The organism is Sphingobacterium paucimobilis HER1398, assembly GCF_000416985.1.
In the GTDB taxonomy this organism is placed as follows: Bacteria; Bacteroidota; Bacteroidia; order Sphingobacteriales; family Sphingobacteriaceae; genus Sphingobacterium; species Sphingobacterium paucimobilis.
On sequence record NZ_ATDL01000017.1, the window covers coordinates 40,758 to 58,601 of the forward strand.

At 43.5% G+C, this 17,844-nt stretch carries 14 protein-coding genes; 2 read left to right on the top strand and 12 right to left on the bottom strand.

Annotated elements, in window-relative coordinates; all coding sequences use genetic code 11:
* Positions 1-21: 21 nt before the first annotated feature.
* The 11 genes from M472_RS38915 to mraZ all read right to left on the bottom strand — a co-directional run bounded on the left by M472_RS38915 (position 22) and on the right by mraZ (position 12,794).
* Positions 22-840: a cell division protein FtsQ/DivIB gene (locus M472_RS38915; protein ID WP_022829411.1), complete on the bottom strand. Its 819-nt coding sequence runs from the start codon at positions 838-840 to the stop codon at positions 22-24.
* Between the two features lies 1 nt (position 841).
* A complete protein-coding gene (gene murC, locus M472_RS38920) occupies positions 842-2,194 on the bottom strand; it encodes a UDP-N-acetylmuramate--L-alanine ligase (RefSeq protein WP_021071412.1) in 1,353 nt (450 codons plus the stop codon).
* Between the two features lie 11 nt (positions 2,195-2,205).
* Positions 2,206-3,300: an undecaprenyldiphospho-muramoylpentapeptide beta-N-acetylglucosaminyltransferase gene (gene murG / locus M472_RS38925; RefSeq protein ID WP_021071413.1), complete on the bottom strand. Its 1,095-nt coding sequence runs from the start codon at positions 3,298-3,300 to the stop codon at positions 2,206-2,208.
* Between the two features lie 85 nt (positions 3,301-3,385).
* On the bottom strand, positions 3,386-4,579 hold the full coding sequence (locus tag M472_RS38930; RefSeq protein WP_021071414.1) for an FtsW/RodA/SpoVE family cell cycle protein: 1,194 nt from the start codon (positions 4,577-4,579) through the stop codon (positions 3,386-3,388).
* Positions 4,580-4,713: 134 nt separating this feature from the next.
* Positions 4,714-6,087 (bottom strand): UDP-N-acetylmuramoyl-L-alanine--D-glutamate ligase, encoded by a 1,374-nt coding sequence (gene murD / locus M472_RS38935; RefSeq protein ID WP_021071415.1) that lies wholly within the window; start codon positions 6,085-6,087, stop codon positions 4,714-4,716.
* Between the two features lies 1 nt (position 6,088).
* On the bottom strand, positions 6,089-7,333 hold the full coding sequence (mraY, locus tag M472_RS38940; RefSeq protein WP_021071416.1) for a phospho-N-acetylmuramoyl-pentapeptide-transferase: 1,245 nt from the start codon (positions 7,331-7,333) through the stop codon (positions 6,089-6,091).
* 9 nt (positions 7,334-7,342) lie between these two features.
* Positions 7,343-8,797 (bottom strand): UDP-N-acetylmuramoyl-L-alanyl-D-glutamate--2,6-diaminopimelate ligase, encoded by a 1,455-nt coding sequence (locus M472_RS38945; RefSeq protein WP_021071417.1) that lies wholly within the window; start codon positions 8,795-8,797, stop codon positions 7,343-7,345.
* A gap of 2 nt (positions 8,798-8,799) precedes the next feature.
* Complete coding sequence (locus M472_RS38950; protein WP_021071418.1) at positions 8,800-10,917, bottom strand: penicillin-binding protein; 2,118 nt, start codon at positions 10,915-10,917, stop codon at positions 8,800-8,802.
* Between the two features lie 17 nt (positions 10,918-10,934).
* The gene (locus tag M472_RS38955; protein WP_021071419.1) at positions 10,935-11,345 is read right to left on the bottom strand and encodes an FtsL-like putative cell division protein; all 411 of its coding nucleotides are present in this window, start codon (positions 11,343-11,345) and stop codon (positions 10,935-10,937) included.
* 59 nt (positions 11,346-11,404) lie between these two features.
* Complete coding sequence (gene rsmH, locus M472_RS38960; protein ID WP_021071420.1) at positions 11,405-12,331, bottom strand: 16S rRNA (cytosine(1402)-N(4))-methyltransferase RsmH; 927 nt, start codon at positions 12,329-12,331, stop codon at positions 11,405-11,407.
* Positions 12,324-12,794 (bottom strand): division/cell wall cluster transcriptional repressor MraZ, encoded by a 471-nt coding sequence (mraZ, locus tag M472_RS38965; protein ID WP_021071421.1) that lies wholly within the window; start codon positions 12,792-12,794, stop codon positions 12,324-12,326. Before mraZ ends, rsmH begins: the two co-directional genes overlap by 8 nt.
* Positions 12,795-13,211: 417 nt before the next feature.
* Between mraZ and aspS the strand changes: the two genes are divergently transcribed.
* Both aspS and M472_RS38975 read left to right on the top strand, forming a co-directional pair.
* On the top strand, positions 13,212-14,966 hold the full coding sequence (gene aspS / locus M472_RS38970; protein ID WP_021071422.1) for an aspartate--tRNA ligase: 1,755 nt from the start codon (positions 13,212-13,214) through the stop codon (positions 14,964-14,966).
* A gap of 120 nt (positions 14,967-15,086) precedes the next feature.
* Positions 15,087-16,472, top strand: a complete 1,386-nt coding sequence (locus tag M472_RS38975) for a LutB/LldF family L-lactate oxidation iron-sulfur protein (protein ID WP_021071423.1) — start codon at positions 15,087-15,089, stop codon at positions 16,470-16,472.
* Between the two features lie 36 nt (positions 16,473-16,508).
* Here the strand turns inward: M472_RS38975 and serS are convergent, their stop codons facing one another.
* Positions 16,509-17,780 carry a serine--tRNA ligase gene (serS, locus tag M472_RS38980; RefSeq protein ID WP_021071424.1) on the bottom strand — a complete coding sequence of 424 codons (1,272 nt, stop codon included), beginning with the start codon at positions 17,778-17,780 and terminating at the stop codon, positions 16,509-16,511.
* Positions 17,781-17,844: the final 64 nt, after the last annotated feature.

Consider the following 17,844-nt stretch of genomic DNA (forward strand, 5'->3'; position numbering starts at 1 on the left):
GCTGTATATTATGCTGTATTGTTAATTTTTCATATTTATTTTCATCTGCAAACTGTCGATAAACCAGTTCCCCCTGCGCTCACAGATGATCTGACCGCCATACTTGACGTTCACTTTTTCATAGGCCTCACTGCCTACCTTAGGCAGAATATTCTTGTAATACACTTCTAGCCTTCGAAGTTTATAATCTAGAGAATCTGCCGAACCGATCACCAAGACTTCCCGCCCTACACGTGGAATCAATTCGATATCCCGCTGTTCATTGACAAAAATCTGTACAATTTGGTTTTCCCAAAGATTATCGCCTCGAACATGTCCCGCTATACGTACCAAATCCTGCACTAACTTGGACTCGACCATCTCCAGCGGTTGCTTATACCCTTCACTGATATTGCCATTGGCCACCATCACATGCGGTACATATTTCAATGTCACAGGAACTTTCTTGCCAGAGCGATCGACATAGTACTCACGTCCGGCTTTGTTGATCACGCGCAATACGACTTCGCGTTGCTGTACCGTGACCTGCATCGTCCCATCCATATCCAGATGCACCTCCGCATTAGAGACATAGGGCAACATTTCGATCGCTTCTTCTATCTGTTGTACTTTTATACCTGCTAAATCTTTTCCAACAACTGACCCGAATTTCTGGTCGATCATCTTCGAAATATCCTGTTGGTCGATAAATGTTTCCTTACCCTCCACAACTACTTTCAACTCTTTACATAGCTGTTGACTATCCTTCTTCGACACCAGACTCATAAGCATAGCTAAGCCTACAAAGATCACTAGACCTAAGAAAACGTAAAAAACCATGCTCCATCTGATATTTCTCATACTAGCTCTCCAATAATTCTTTCAATGGTTTCACCAATCGATCGATATCTCCTGCCCCTACTGTTACCAACAATTCAGGCTGCTCGTCCCTAGCGATCTCCAAAACTTCCTGTGGACTCACCACGCGCTTGTTCGACAAATCGACTTTATCCAACAACCACGAAGAAGTCACTCCTTCGATAGGTAATTCGCGTGCAGGATATATTTCCATAAGCAACAGCTCATCCGCCATACCCAATACCTCTGCAAATCCATCTATAAAATCACGCGTACGGCTAAATAAATGTGGCTGAAATACAACCGACAATTTCTTCTCTGGATAAAGTTTACGCATAGAACTCAAAAAAGCCCTTAGCTCTTCGGGATGATGCGCATAGTCATCAATGTAAATATGCTTCTCATTCCTAACAATAAATTCAAAGCGACGCTTGGCCCCTTTGAAATTAGCCAGTGCGTCGACGATCTTTGAATCATCTATCTTCAACAGTCGCGCTACCGTAATCGCGGCTACCGCATTCTCCACATTGTGAAGCCCCGCTATACCTAAAAGAACATTCGCGATTGTCACTTCATGACTCACGTAATCAAAATAAAACTGACCGTCTTTAACGTGTATATTTTTAGCATAGGCATCCGCTTCAACATCCTGCGAATAGCTAATATCTCCTTTAAAAGGCAAGCCTTTTTTCACAATCCGCTTTCCACCATCGACAACCCTATCCAGATACATCTCAAAGGATTCGATCAAATGTGATTCATCGCCATAGATATCCAAGTGATCCGCATCTGCAGATGTCACGATAGCAATATCTGGATGTAGCGTCAAAAACGAACGGTCATACTCATCTGCTTCGACCACCACCACATTATTTGCTCCAAAAAGCACATTCGTATTATAGTTTGAACTTATCCCCCCTAAGAATGCAGAGCAATCATAACCGGAATCTTTCAAAATATGAGCAATCATTGTTGAGGTCGTCGTCTTACCATGCGTACCCGCTACTCCAATAGTAAAACGGCTAGCACTGATAATCCCTAATACCTGTGAGCGTTTGAAAAGCTCGAAGCCTTTATCCAGAAAATATTTTTTTATCTTCAACTCCTTAGGAACGGCTGGTGTATAGATAACCAAAGCTTCTTCCGATGGTGCTGAAAAAGAGGCATCGATCGTAGTGACATCATCTTCATACACCACAGGGATACCTTCCTGAGCCAAAGCCATGGTTAGTTCCGTCTCCGTTCTATCATATCCACTCACCTCACAGCCGAGTTTATGAAAGTAACGCGCCAGACCACTCATCCCGATACCACCGATACCGATTAAATAAACTTTCTTTATCTGATCAATGTTCATATCCCCTATTCCTAGATTAATTTCAATACCTCTTTTGCAATTACCTCATCGGCATCCAGCAAGGCCATTTTTTCTATATTCTGCGCCAGCTTCTCCGATGTAGGAGCATCATTTAATAATTCCAATATTTTATCCACCAGCACATCTCTCGCCTCCACATCCTTCACCATCACTGCGGCGTTCTTATTCACTAATGCCATCGCATTTTTTGTCTGATGGTCCTCAGCTACATTAGGCGACGGCACCAAAATAACAGGCTTACCGACCACACATAGTTCTGAGATTGTACCTGCTCCTGCACGGGCCACGATCAGATCTGCGGCAGCATATGCATAATCCATCTTCTGCAAGAAAGCAGACATTTTAATGCTATTGGGAAGTTCCCCTCCAAGTTCTGCTGTCAGCTTATCTACATAGTACCCTCCGCATTGCCAGATGACCTGTACACCTGCCGCATTCAACTTATCAATATTATTCTTCACGCAGTCATTGAGCGTACCCGCCCCTAGACTTCCCCCCGTCACCAAAATAGTTTTCTTACCCGCTTCTAGACCGAAATCAACCAAAGCCTCTCCTTTTTTACCTTCAATATCCACCGACGTACGGCGAATGGGATTTCCCGTCAATAGCACCTTTTCCTTTGCAAAGAACTGCTCCATCCCCTCATAAGCAACACAGACTTTCTTAGCTTTCTTGCCTAAGCTCTTATTTGTCTTTCCAGCAAAAGAGTTTTGCTCCTGAATCAGCGTTGGCACTCCCATCATATTTGCCATCATCAACAACGGACCAGAAGCATATCCACCAACACCTACCGCGACGTCAGCTTTAAAATCCTTGATAATCTTTCTTGCCTTCAACAAGCTATCCAGCATCTTAAATGGCAAAGACAGATTTTTCAGCAAAGACGAACGGTTGAACCCCTGAATATTCAAACCGATTATCGTATAACCTGCCGCCGGCACTTTCTCCATCTCCATCTTTCCCTCGGCTCCAACAAACAGAATCTCAACATCGGGCTCAATACGGCGCAAAGCATTAGCAATTGCTATCGCAGGGAAGATATGTCCTCCTGTACCGCCACCACTGATAATTACTTTATGCGCCATTTTATTAGTATTTAGTATTGAGTAGTAGGTATTGCGTATGGAGAGATCTCTTAACTCTTTACCCCCTTAACTCTTTAACTTAAAATCAAATTGTACCGACGACAACCCTTTTAGGCTTTATCACCTCGTCCAATTCTTCTTTACCTTTTAATTCTTCAATATTCCTACTCACAGACAGAATTATCCCTAATGCCACTGATGTAAACAAAATGGATGTCCCACCCATACTTACTAATGGAAGCGGAACTCCTGTCACCGGCCCTAATCCTACAGCCACTGCCATATTTGCAAGAGCCTGTATTGTTAGGCTAAACCCTAAACCTGCTGCCAAAAATGCACCGAATGCACGTGGACTCATCGTTACGATACGAATACAACGGTACATCAAAGCCAAATACAAGAACAATAGAATCACGCCCCCCATCGTACCATATTCTTCAATTATAATCGCGAATATGAAATCCGAATAAGGATGTGGCAAAACATTACGCTGCACACTATTCCCAGGTCCTAGACCAAACATACCACCTGTCGCAATTGCGATTTTAGCATTATTCGCCTGATAGTTTTTATCCTCCTGAAAAGGAACATTCGTCTCGTGCACTTCCTCCGTCTTGAAGAAACCTTCAATACGGCTGAAATAAGTCGCCCGTCGCGGACCAACAGAGATCACTATTATTCCCAATACCGCTACACCTGCCGTAACCATAGCAATCTGCCTAAAGGAAATACGGCCAATCAACAACAAAAGAACACTGGTTCCAAAAAGCATCACCGCCGTAGACAAGTTGGCCCAGGCAATCAAAACAAAAACCGCACAGACTGCCCCCATAATAGGAACAAAGGACTTCTTCACATCCTTAATCTCCTCTTGCTTACGTGACAACATACGCGCCAAGAAGGTAATCAGAGCTAGTTTTGCCAAATCCGAAGTTTGGAATGTCTGATTGATCACTGGGATGGTAACCCACCGCGATGCCTCATTCACTGAACTACCGAAAATCAACGTATATAACAGTAAAGGGATTGTAATAACCATCAGTATCTTCGAAATACCTGCGTACCATTTGTAATCCAACTTATGGGACAGATACATCAAAAGCAACCCCACAGCTACAATAGAAAAATGCTTAAACAGATACAGTTCCGTCCCTTTTCCTTCTTTATAAGCCAACGTACCTACAGAACTATACACAGCAAGCAGAGACCATCCTGATAGAATTATCACGATAATCCAGATCCACTTGTCTCCTTTAAGTTTTGCAAATATCTGTTCCATTATCTTTCTTTTCTCTGTTATCCAGTGATCTTGTTATCGAGTTATCTTGTTATCGAGTTGCCTTGACCATTCAAAACCTTGGCAACTCCTTAACTTGATAACTCCTTCACTTGTTAACTTGATAACTACCAAACCTACAACGCCATTACAGCATCTTTAAATTTATCTCCTCGTTCTTCGTAATTTTTAAACCAATCAAAACTTGCGCAAGCAGGTGACAACAATACAGTATCTCCTTTTTTAGCAAGATGCGATGCGATCTGTACAGCGTCATCCATAGAAGCACTGTTTACAATCACTTCTACCTCATCTTCAAATGCATCATGAATGCGTGAAGTATCCTTACCGATACAGATAATCGCTTTAACCTTTTGCTTCACCAAATCGCGCAACATATCATAATCATTTCCTTTATCTACCCCTCCTAACAGAAGAACGATATCTGGAGAAAAGCTTTCCAACGCATACCATACCGAATTCACGTTAGTAGCCTTAGAATCGTTGATATAATTGACACCACCTATAAATGCCACATGCTCCAATCGGTGCGGAATATTGACATAAGAGCCCATACTCTCCTTCATCGTCTGATTGCGCAACTCTTGTACTTTAGCGACCAAACCTGACGCCATATTATTGTACACGTTGTGTCTTCCCTGTAATGATAACTCTTCAATATTCATCGCAAATATCTCTCTATTAGGTATGTTAATTATTAATTCTTTCTTCTCGTTTAAATATGCACCTACCGACACGACATCCTCTTGTGTCATCGGTAGCATCATTGCTTTTATATCAAATCTCGGCAGTGCTTTGACCGTCTCTTCATCATCGCTACAGTAGATAAAGAAATCGTTAGCCGTTTGATTCTGAATCACTCTGAACTTCGAGTTCACATAGTTTTCCATCTTGTAATCATACCGATCCAAATGATCTGGAGTAATATTCAGCAATACAGCCACATCGGCTCTAAAGTGGTACATATCGTCCAGCATAAAACTCGATATCTCCAAGACGTACACATCAAAATCCGCGCGCGCCACCTGTAGGGCAAAACTTTTCCCGATATTTCCTGCCAATCCCACGTTAAGACCTGCCTTCTCTAACATATAATGTGTCAACATCGTTGTTGTCGACTTTCCATTTGATCCTGTAATACAGATCAATCGTGCATCGGTATACTGTGCTGCAAATTCGATTTCCGAAATAAGTGGAATACCCGCTTCTCTCAGTTTCTTTATTAAGGGGGCCTTCTCCGGAATACCGGGACTCTTGACAATCACATCTGCATTCAAAATAGCCGCTTCTGTATGCTGACCGCTTTCAAAAGCGATTCCTTCATCTTGCAACTGCTTTTGATAAGATTCCGCTATCACCCCTAGGTCGGATACAAATACATCAAACCCCTTGTCCTTACCCAGGATAGCAGCTCCAACGCCGCTCTCTCCTGCTCCCAGAATCACTAAGCGACCTTGCTGTGGATAATATGTGTTTGCAATATTTGCCATCTTATCTAACTTTCAACGTTACTATGGTTAAAATCGCCAGGATAACACCCACAATTACAAATCGGGTTACAATCTTGGCTTCGTGATATCCTTTCTTTTGGTAATGATGATGCAACGGAGACATTAAGAAAATGCGTCGCCCTTCACCAAACTTCTTCTTCGTATACTTAAAATAGGAAACCTGTGTAATAACCGACACCAACTCAATCAGGAACACTCCACACAAGACAGGAATCAACAACTCCTTCCGAATCAGGATAGCGAATGCGGCGATATTACCTCCGATCATCAACGATCCCGTATCCCCCATAAATACCTGTGCAGGGTAAGCATTGTACCACAAAAATCCAGTACAAGCTCCTATAAATGCTCCCGCGAAAATCACCAGCTCCCCCGAATTCGGGATATACATGATATTCAAATAATCTGAGAAAATAATATTACCCGACACATACGCCAATATGGCTAGGGTAATCCCTATGATCGCTGACGTCCCCGTCGCCAATCCATCTATACCGTCCGTTATATTTGCTCCATTCGATACCGCTGTCACGATAAATACGACAACAAATAGGAATAGAAAAAAAGTAGGCCACTTACCTTCTAGGCCAAAAACATCCAATACTTTGGAATAATCAAACTCATTATTTTTGTAAAACGGAATGTTCGTCTTTGTTGACTTCACATTTTCAGCATAAGTCTTTTCGCCGGTCTGTGGATTGATAATCACCTCCACAGGTCGCGATGAACTCGGATTTGTCACCTGCTCCCGCACCACGATATCCGGGTGGAAATACATCGTTATAGCGATCAGCGTACCTAATCCCACTTGACCAATCACCTTAAATCGGCCAGCCAATCCCTCTTTATTCTTCCGAAAGACCTTGATATAATCATCTAGAAAACCGATAGCTCCCATCCAAAGAGTCGTAATGATCATGATGATAACATAAATATTATCCAACTTGGCAAACAATAATGTCGGGACGAGAATACCTGCGATGATAATCAATCCTCCCATTGTTGGTGTACCCTGCTTCTTTTTCTCCCCTTCTAACCCTAAGTCGCGAATAGTCTCACCGACCTGTTTTTTGTGCAACAACCGGATCAAACGGCTACCAAAGACGGTGGTAATAATCAAAGAGACAATAACCGCCATTGCCGTCCTAAACGAGATGTACTGAAACAACCCCGCCCCAGGAATATGCAAGTGCTCTTGTAACCAATTAAATAAGTAATATAACATCGGCTCTTATTATTGTTCGTTAAATGTATTTTCCAATTCCTCACGATCATCAAAATGATGACGCACGCCATTGATTTCTTGGTATTTTTCGTGTCCCTTTCCGGCAATCAGCACAATATCCCCTGGCGATGCCAAATGGCATGCCGCACGGATAGCTTCCCTCCGATCCGAGATACTAAACGTATTTTTCTTTTTATCGGCAGGTATTCCTGCTTCCATTTCTTTGATAATAGCCAGCGGATCCTCTGTACGCGGATTATCTGAAGTAATAATAACCTTGTCGCTGTACTTCAAAGCCACTTTAGCCATTTCTGGACGTTTGGTCCGATCACGATCTCCGCCACAGCCTAATACCGTAATAATCTGCTGTGTTCCTGTGCGCAGTTGCTGGATCGTCTCTAGTACGTTCTCTACAGCATCGGGGGTATGGGCATAATCGACAACTCCAACAATCCCTTTAGCCGAACGCACCGTCTCAAAACGTCCTTCTGCACCTGTGATCTCGCTCAATGCAGTCAACACTTTTAAAGTCTCTTGCTCCAACAGAATTGCAGCGCCGTATACTGCCAAAATATTATAAGCATTAAATCCGCCCACCAATTTGACCCAAACCTCCTGTCCATCAATCTGCAGCAACATCCCATCAAAATGACTTTCTATTACCTTAGCCTTAAAGTCCGCCATACTTTGCAGACCATAAGTCTTCCGGTGCCCGAAAGTATTTTGCAACATCACCGCTCCATTCTTATCATCGATATTGGTCAATGCAAAAGCATAACGATCCAACTCATCGAAAAAGCACTTCTTCGCTTTTATATAATTGCTAAACGTTTTATGGAAATCCAGATGATCATGCGTGATATTCGTAAAGATTCCACCGGCAAACCGCAGACCCGCTATACGCTGTTGTACCACAGCATGCGAGCTCACCTCCATAAAACAGTAATCACAGCCCTCTTCTACCATTTCTCGTAGCAACTTATTCAGCGCTACCGGATCTGGTGTGGTATGTGTAGCCGGGATAATACGGTCACCGATTCTATTCTCTACGGTAGACAGTAGACCAACCTGATACCCCAAATGATCAAATAGATTAAACAACAAGGTTGCCACCGTTGTCTTTCCATTTGTACCAGTCACACCGACCAACTTCAAATCCTTTGATGGGTTGCCATAAAAATTTCCAGCAATCAATCCCAAGACATAGGCACTATCATTGACCAATAAGTAAGTCACCCCTTCCAATAGGTCTGCTGGCAACTCTTCGACAACAACAGCCGCTGCCCCTAAAGCCCCTACCTTATCGACAAAGAGGTGTCCATCTGTATGCACACCACGAACCGCTACAAAGAGCGCCCCATCTTTCACTTCTCGAGAATCAAAGCACACCGAAGCAATCTCCACTTCGAGCGAACCTTCAACCTGTATTACAGGCACCGCATGCAATAATTCTTTTAATATCATATCTAATTCAATTGAAGTGCAACATTAGTCCCTATTTTCAATTTTTCGCCTGGCACCAGAGATTGAGAAATCACTTTCCCTTTTCCATCGACCTGGCTTTTGAATCCTGCATTCTCCATCGTATACAGCGCATCGATCAATCCCATGCCAACTACATTTGGCACTACCCCTTCACGTACGGAGACCTCAATAAAAGGAACTCCTTTTTTTGAAGTATCTGTCACCGCACCTTGTGCTATAGAATTCCAATTATAAGATGTAAAGCCCAAAGCCTCATACACTTTTGTCGAAGCCTCTTTAGAACCGCCTAATGTAAGCGGTGTCTTCACACCTGCAACATTCACATTACGTTTCGCAAACGAGCCATGCAAGGACAAATCGTTTGCGTATACCATATCAGCCAATTCCTTAAATACAGGCCCTGCCACCGAACCGCCATAATACCCGTTGCGTGGATTACGAATCACCACAATCATCGAATACTTTGGATTTTCAGCTGGAAAATACCCCGCGAAAGAAGATTGGTACCTTCGCTGTCTATAACCCCGTGCATTATCTGCCATCTGTGCCGTTCCTGTTTTTCCGGCTGAAGTATACAGCGGACTCGCCAGCTTCTTACCGGTTCCCTCCGTCATCACACCTTCCAACATACGCTGCATTTTCGTTATCGCACTTTTAGAAGCCATCTCCTTGTTTATAACACGCGCTTCAAACTTTTCCACTGTATTCCCCAAATGCCTGATCTCTTTCACAAACAAAGGCGCCACCATCTTACCATCATTAGCAACACCATTATACAACACCAACGTCTGCAATGGTGTGAGCAACAACTCATATCCATAAGCCATCTGCACCAATGACAACTTACTCCAACTTTTATTCTTCGGTGTCTTTACCACCGGCTTTCCTTCTCCCGGAATCTGTAAGCCCAAAGGTTCATTCAATCCCCAACTATGCAACTTTGAGGTAAACTTGGACGGATTATCCCCGTACTTCAGGTTGATCAACTTCGTTATTGCCACATTGGACGACACTTCGAAACCTTCTTTGGCTGTCATCATTGATTTCTTTGGCGCATGTGAATCACGAATTGTATGCGAAGGCACCTTGTATGTACCATTTCCCACATCGACCATCGTATTCGTATCAATAAGACCATCGTCCAAAGCGGCCAGGAAAGAAGCCAATTTAAACGTTGACCCAGGATCCGCTGCTTGCGCTATAGCATAATTGAACTTCTCTCGGTACTCACCATCCGTATCTTTCGTGACATTAGCAATCGCCCGCACCTCTCCGGTAGCCACTTCCATTAAGACAACACAACCCTCATCAGCATTCGAGATCTTCATCTGTTTGCCCAGAGCACGCTGCGCCATATCCTGCATATTGACATCAATCGTTGCAATAATATCCGACCCATCCACCGGAGCCACTTCCACTTCACGGTTCAAAGGAACCCATACCCCTCCCGCAATACGCTGCATCATCTGCGCCCCGCTCTTTCCTTCGATATAATCGCCATAAGCCCCTTCCAACCCCACGCGATATTCATCATTTTTATACCCTATAGTCCGTGCCGCTAAATTGGTAAAAGGCAAAATGCGTTTGTTTTGCCTTACCGAAACCATACTGCTCGAAAATCGTGTCCTCCCCTCTCTAAAGGCCCGCATCAGCGGGAAGGTCTTCAACACTTTTAAGTCCTGATGCGAGACCCCTCGCTTAATCAAAACATAGCGTTGCTTTTTACTCCGCGCATCCTTCAACAAGTTTAAATATTGCCGCGATGATTTATCCTTAAAGAATCCCGCCAGCTTTATAGCTAGAGAGTCCACCTTCAAATTAAACACATCATTATGCTCAACTGGAATAGCCATCGCATCAAACCGGATTTCATACTCAGGAACTGAAGTAGCCAAAAGACTACCATCATTAGAAAAAATATTACCCCTTGCCGCCTCTACTACACGCTCTTGAATAGTCAAACTGTCCGCAATCGCCTTCCACTCTTTTCCATCCACATATTGCAAGTGAAGCAACTTGGCAAACACAGCCAAGGCCCCAAAGACCATAAGCCCGAAAGCCAGGTACACTCTTACCAATATGGACTTTCTAATATTCATGTCACCTAAGTGTTATCCTATCTTTTTTCTTTTAAGACCTCTAGTTTTATCGGCGGCTCCGTTCGCTCCTTCAAACCTAAGGTATCCGCCCTCTTTGCAATCTCCGTCTGTGTTGTCAACTTCATCAACTCTGCAGACAGTGATTTATAATCCCAACTCAATTCTTTCACTTCCTTACCCAACCGATCAATCTGTCGCACCGTACGCTCCGCCAAATGTCGATTCGATATATAGAGCAATGTCAAAAAAACCAAAAAAGCAACGAAAGGCAGATTTTTTGTCACCAAATAAGTAGAGATCCGAGTAGGAGAGAATATCGTACGGATAAAATTCTGCGTCTCCTCCACCTTTTCCTCTACCGCTTCAGACATCTCCTCCTGAACATCCTCACTCAGTTCTTTGTTACGAAGTGTGTTTTTTCTAGACATCTTTTTCTTTATATATCGCTCAATTCCTCATCCAACACTTTTCAATCCCAGCCAAGAACCTAACCCTCTGCGACAGGCAGCTTTTCAGCAACCCTCAACTTCGCACTTCTTGATCTGTTATTTTCAGCAAGCTCTGTATCCGATGCTGTAATCGCCTTACGCGTCACAATTTTAAACGGCTTGATTTCATTTCCGAAAAAATCCTTCTCCACCTCACCCTTAAACTTACCTTTCAGCATAAAATTCTTGACCAGCCTATCTTCCAACGAATGATAAGACATCACAACCAATCTACCCTCAGGCTTCAACACTGAAATCGTATGCAACAAAAACTCCTGCAATGCTTCCAGCTCTTTATTCACTTCGATACGCAAAGCCTGAAAAACCTGCGCATGATATTTATGTTCCTTTCCACGGGGAACCATCTTCTTTATAACCTCTTTCAGTTCGGCAACAGTCTCGATAGACTTCGTCAAGCGTGCTGTCACAATGGTTTTTGCCAAAGACTTTGCGTTCTGCACTTCCCCGTACATCCCAAAAATCCGGTGCAGCTCTTCCTCCGAGTAGGTGTTGATCACCTTTTTGGCATCCAAATCAGCCACCTGATCCATACGCATATCCAGATCGGCATCAAAACGAATCGAAAATCCCCGTTCCGCGTCATCAAACTGATGCGAAGAAACGCCCAAGTCCGCCAAAATCCCATCCACTTGCCTAATTCCTTGCAAGCGCAGATAATTTTTCAAAAACCTAAAATTTTGATGAACCAACACAAAACGTTCGTCATCAATCTTATTTCGCAAAGCATCCGGATCCTGATCAAAAGCAACCAAACGCCCGTTAGGCCCCAACCGCTTCAAGATCTCCCGCGAATGCCCACCTCCACCAAACGTCACATCCACATAAACACCATCCGGCTTGATAGCCAAAGCCTCCATACACTCATGGAGCATAACCGGAACGTGATATATCTGTTCACTAGCCATCTAAACCTCCAAAATCTAAACTGCCCATAACCTCTTCAGCCAATGCAGAGAAATCCTCTCCATCTCCCAGATCCATTTTCTCATCGTATACCGCTTTCGGCCATACCTCCACTTTATCAAACTGACAAGCCAACACCACCTCTCCCTCTATATTGGCATAATCCAAAAGCACCTTCGGCAATAACACACGCCCAGCCGAATCCAAAGACAAAATAGTCGCCCCCCGCATAAACTGACGGACAAACTCCCTGTTCTTCGCATTAAATGTATTCAACTTTGAAATCTTAGCAGCTTGTTTATCCCATTCCTCTCGTGTATAAATAACAAGATTCTTATCGAAGCCTCTATTCACAATAAGCCCCTCCTGCTCCACATCCGGCAATTGCCGTTTGAGCGCAGCGGGAACCACCAATCTACCTTTGGCGTCCAACTTACATTCGAATTCTCCGATGAGCTGAATCATTGAGCTAATTATGCTAAATTATATTTCAAATGTAAAAGTATACACTTTCCCCCACAATCCCCCACAATCCCCCACAAAAAAGTTTTCCACATAGAATTATGTTTACAAATACCACAAGAAAACAGGCTATACCAGGCAAAAACACAGCTAATTACTGATAATCAATAAAATCGAAATTTTGACCGCTTTGTAAAATCAAGACCCAGAACAAGTCCAACTTTCTACAAAAAAGATCAAAAGCAAGCAATTTTAAGCTCAACGTGGGGCAAAGTGGTAGACTCCAAATCTTAAAATTATTAATACCGCATCATTCGTTATTCTCCTCCAAATCCAATAATTTTGCAGCACAACCATGTGCCTGGCATTGAATAGACAAGTGGTTCATTTTTTACTTTTTAAATTTTTACTTTAATTCCAATGTATAGAAGTCATAATTGCGGCGAGCTGCGTGTTGCCGACATCAACAAAGAAATCACACTTGCTGGTTGGGTGCAAAAAAGTAGGGACAAAGGCTTTATGATATGGGTAGACCTTCGTGACCGCTATGGGATCACGCAACTTATCTTTGATGAGGTTCGAACCGATGCTGCTGTTATGCAATTAGCCAAATCACTGAGCCGCGAGTATGTCATTCAAGTCAAAGGCACAGTGATCGAACGCGAATCCAAGAACACGAATCTGGCAACAGGCGAAATTGAAGTTTTAGTAAAAGAACTTAGCATTTTGAATGAAGCACAGATACCTCCATTCACTATTGAAGATGAGACTGACGGGGGTGAAGATATCCGTATGAAATATCGTTACCTGGACATTCGTCGCAATCCCGTTAAGAACAGCCTTTTATTTCGCCATAAGGTCACTCAACAGGTACGTAACTACCTTTCCGACCTGGATTTTTGCGAAATTGAAACGCCTTATCTTATTAAATCAACGCCCGAAGGCGCTCGCGACTTTGTGGTGCCTTCACGTATGAACCCTGGACAATTCTACGCTCTACCGCAATCTCCACAGACCTTCAAACAGCTATTGATGGTTGGTGGTATGGACAAATATTTCCAGATTGTAAAATGTTTTAGGGATGAAGATCTTCGGGCAGACCGTCAACCGGAATTCACCCAGATCGACTGCGAAATGTCCTTTATTGAACAAGAAGACATCTTGAACGTATTTGAAGGATTGACTAGGCATTTATTAAAATCAATTCATAATATCGATATCGACGTTTTTCCTCGTATGACTTTCGATGAAGCCATGCGCAAATATGGTAATGACAAACCCGATATCCGTTTCGGTATGGAGTTTGGCGAATTGAATGCCGTAGCACAGCACAAAGAGTTTGCGGTCTTTAATAACGCAGAACTTGTCGTCGGTATCGCGGTACCTGGAGCTGCCAGCTACACGCGCAAAGAGATCGACGGTCTAATCGACTGGGTCAAGCGTCCTCAGGTAGGTGCATTGGGCATGGTCTATGTTAAATGCGAAGCTGACGGATCGTTCAAATCTTCTGTAGACAAATTCTACGACCAGGAGGATCTGGCAAAATGGGCCGAAGCAACTGGAGCAAAAGCAGGAGATTTAATTCTCGTCCTCTCTGGTCCGGCAAACAAAACTCGTGGACAACTGAGCGCATTGCGCATGGAGTTGGGCAACCGTCTAGGCTTACGCAAACCAAATGAATTCGCTCCACTATGGGTTGTTGATTTCCCATTACTCGAATGGGACGAAGATACCCAACGCTATCATGCGATGCACCACCCGTTCACTTCTCCGAAAAAAGAAGACATGCACCTATTAGATACAGATCCAGGAAAGGTTAGAGCCAATGCATATGACTTGGTACTGAATGGTAACGAAATCGGAGGCGGATCTATCCGTATTCACGACAAAGAAACACAGGCGCTCATGTTCAAACACCTTGGATTTACTGCCGAGCAGGCACAGGAACAATTTGGCTTCTTGATGAATGCTTTCCAATATGGAGCTCCGCCACACGGAGGCTTAGCTTTCGGTTTGGATCGTCTTACCGCTATATTGGGTGGACAAGAGACCATACGTGACTTTATAGCGTTCCCTAAAAACAATTCGGGCCGAGATGTCATGATCGATGCCCCAGCAAAAATAGACCCAACTCAACTCGAGGAACTGAGTCTTGCCTTAAATATTAAAGGATAACAAAAACTCCCGCTGTAATACAGCGGGAGTTTTTGTTAACACCTATAAAAACGGGCACGAAAGCGCATTATCGTGTCAATTAAAATATACACTTTCAGAAAAAAAGAGTAGTTTTACCACATGGCCCAAAACGTTGCAGAGAAATTCTTAAAAGACAGCACGACAAAATCCTTTGACCTCCGTCACCGCGAAATAATCAATAACAACATTGATAAATACAGTGTGGCCTTCGAAAAAGGAAAAAGCAAGTTTAAAAATCTAGATAACTCCAAAGCTAAGGCAAATCTAATAAAGTGGAAGGTGATGGAAAACCTCGACAGATACCTTTTGGACTTCGAGGCCAACTTTACACGTAACGGTGGGAAGGTTATCTGGGCCAATGACGCCGAAGAAGCACGCCAGGAAATATGGAAAATCATGGAAAGGCACAACGCCCGCTCTGTGATAAAATCGAAGTCCATGGCAACGGAAGAAATTGAGCTGAATCATTTCCTCCAGACAAAGGGCATCAATACTATCGAGAGCGACCTGGGGGAATATATTGTGCAATTGCTAGACCAAAAGCCTTATCACTTTGTGACTCCAGCAATGCATCTGAGCCTCGAAGATATTGCCAAGCTTTTTCACGAAAAATTCGACACACCACTAGACGCCACAGCGGAGCAACTCACCATGAAGGCCCGCGAACTACTCCGATCCCACTACACCAGTGCTGATGTCGGCATCACAGGCGCTAATTTCTTGATCGCGGACAGCGGAAGCATTGCCATCACAGAAAACGAAGGCAATGCACGATTGACCACAACTTTCCCTAAAATACATATTGCTGTCGTAGGAATAGAGAAAGTCATCCCCAACCTCTCGGACTTGGATTTATTTTGGCCCTTGCTTGCTTCACATGGTACAGGACAAAACCTAACCGTATATAACAGCATACTGAATGGACCGAGAATGGATACCGATACCGATGGTCCAGACGAGATGTATGTGGTCCTATTGGACAATGGCCGCTCGCATCTCTTAGAAAAGAAAGAACAGCGCCAAGGCTTATACTGCATACGCTGTGGATCTTGCCTCAACGTATGTCCGGTCTACCAAAATATAGGAGGTCACACCTACGAAACAACCTACCAAGGTCCCATAGGCTCATTGATATCTCCACATTTGAATGGTATGAAAGAATTTAAACATCTTTCGTATGCTTCCAGCCTATGCGGCAAATGTACAGAAGTATGCCCCGTAGGGATCGATATACACAAAATGCTCTTGAATAATAGACGCGACGCTGTTCAGGAAAACCTTGCAGCTCCCAATGAAAAACGTATGTGGAGAGGATTCGCCTACATCATGCGCAAGCGGAGCCTGCTCGATTTCTTTGGAGGCAAGTTTAAGAATTTCTTTATGCGCTATTTCTTCAAGAAATCATGGGGCGATAAACGTACATTGCCCGAACTCCCTAAAAAATCCTTTGCGCAGCAATGGAAAGAAAAAGACAGACATTCATAAAAAAAGCGAGCCTAGGCTCGCTTTTTTTATGAATGTCTAATCGATATATTCAAATCCGGTATAAGGTACCAGTACCGAAGGGATTTTAATACCACGTTCGGTTTGATTGTTTTCTAAAATAGAAGCTACAATACGCGGCAGTGCCAAAGCCGAACCGTTCAGCGTATGCGCCAATTGCATCTTACCTTCTTCATTTTTGAAACGTACTTTCAATCGGTTAGACTGATAGGTTTCAAAGTTTGAAACAGAAGATACTTCCAGCCAACGCTCCTGCGCAGCACTGAACACCTCCATATCATAGGTAAGTGCCGCAGTAAAACTCATATCGCCACCACAAAGACGGAGCACACGGTAAGGCAATTCTAACTTCTGCAACAACCCTTGTATATAATTGCTCATCTCTTCGATCACTTCATACGACTTCGCTGGATGCACAATCTGCACCGCCTCTACCTTATCAAACTGATGTAACCGGTTCAGACCACGAACATGTGCTCCATACGATCCAGCTTCCCTACGGAAACAAGGCGTATACGCACAGTGTCGGATAGGAAACTGTTCTTCCTTCACAATTACATCCCGATACAAATTGGTGACAGGCACCTCTGCCGTAGGAATAAGATAGAGATCATCATTCGTGACATGATACATTTGCCCCTCTTTATCGGGCAATTGTCCTGTAGCGAAGGCCGATGCTTCATTGACCATAATGGGCACCTCTACTTCCGTATATCCTGCCTCAGCAGCCTGATCCAAAAAATAATTGATTAAGGCACGCTGCAAACGAGCACCTTTACCTTTATAAACCGGAAAACCAGCCCCCGTCACCTTCACACCAAGTTCCAGATCTACAATATCATATTTTGTCAACAGCTCCCAGTGCGGCAACTTAGCCTCTCCCAGATCAGGTATAGTACCGTGTGTCAGCACCACCTCATTCTCTTCAGGAGTCGTACCTACCGGCACCGAATGATGTGGCAGATTGGGCAACTGTACAATTTTATGATTCAGATCCTGTTCTACCTGAGACAATTTTTCGGTAAATTCTTTAAGTTGCTCTTTATACCGCGAGGAGTTTGCTTTAATGGATTCGGCTTCTTCTTTTTTTCCTTGACGCATCAAATCACCAATTTGCTTAGCGGACGAATTTGCTTCAGCAGCAATCGCATCGGATTCATTCTGAATCTGACGACGTTGTTCATCCAAGCTAATGATTTCATCAACCAAAGCCACATCTTTAAAGTTTTTCACAGCCAATCTCTCAATGACTGCGTCCCTGTTTTCTCGGATAAAATTTAACTGCAACATATATTTTGAGTTTTATGTCGCAAAGATAAGAAGTCTATTGCTCAAAAAATTACTTTTTGAGCCT

Excerpts from the sequence above, each read along its gene's own strand:
- M472_RS38915 (WP_022829411.1), bottom strand. The coding sequence starts at position 840 with ATGAGAAATATCAGATGGAGCATGGTTTTTTACGTTTTCTTAGGTCTA.
- murC (WP_021071412.1), bottom strand. The coding sequence starts at position 2,194 with ATGAACATTGATCAGATAAAGAAAGTTTATTTAATCGGTATCGGTGGT.
- murG (WP_021071413.1), bottom strand. The coding sequence starts at position 3,300 with ATGGCGCATAAAGTAATTATCAGTGGTGGCGGTACAGGAGGACATATC.
- M472_RS38930 (WP_021071414.1), bottom strand. The coding sequence starts at position 4,579 with ATGGAACAGATATTTGCAAAACTTAAAGGAGACAAGTGGATCTGGATT.
- murD (WP_021071415.1), bottom strand. The coding sequence starts at position 6,087 with ATGGCAAATATTGCAAACACATATTATCCACAGCAAGGTCGCTTAGTG.
- mraY (WP_021071416.1), bottom strand. The coding sequence starts at position 7,333 with ATGTTATATTACTTATTTAATTGGTTACAAGAGCACTTGCATATTCCT.
- M472_RS38945 (WP_021071417.1), bottom strand. The coding sequence starts at position 8,797 with ATGATATTAAAAGAATTATTGCATGCGGTGCCTGTAATACAGGTTGAA.
- M472_RS38950 (WP_021071418.1), bottom strand. The coding sequence starts at position 10,917 with ATGAATATTAGAAAGTCCATATTGGTAAGAGTGTACCTGGCTTTCGGG.
- M472_RS38955 (WP_021071419.1), bottom strand. The coding sequence starts at position 11,345 with ATGTCTAGAAAAAACACACTTCGTAACAAAGAACTGAGTGAGGATGTT.
- rsmH (WP_021071420.1), bottom strand. The coding sequence starts at position 12,331 with ATGGCTAGTGAACAGATATATCACGTTCCGGTTATGCTCCATGAGTGT.
- mraZ (WP_021071421.1), bottom strand. The coding sequence starts at position 12,794 with ATGATTCAGCTCATCGGAGAATTCGAATGTAAGTTGGACGCCAAAGGT.
- aspS (WP_021071422.1), top strand. The coding sequence starts at position 13,212 with ATGTATAGAAGTCATAATTGCGGCGAGCTGCGTGTTGCCGACATCAAC.
- M472_RS38975 (WP_021071423.1), top strand. The coding sequence starts at position 15,087 with ATGGCCCAAAACGTTGCAGAGAAATTCTTAAAAGACAGCACGACAAAA.
- serS (WP_021071424.1), bottom strand. The coding sequence starts at position 17,780 with ATGTTGCAGTTAAATTTTATCCGAGAAAACAGGGACGCAGTCATTGAG.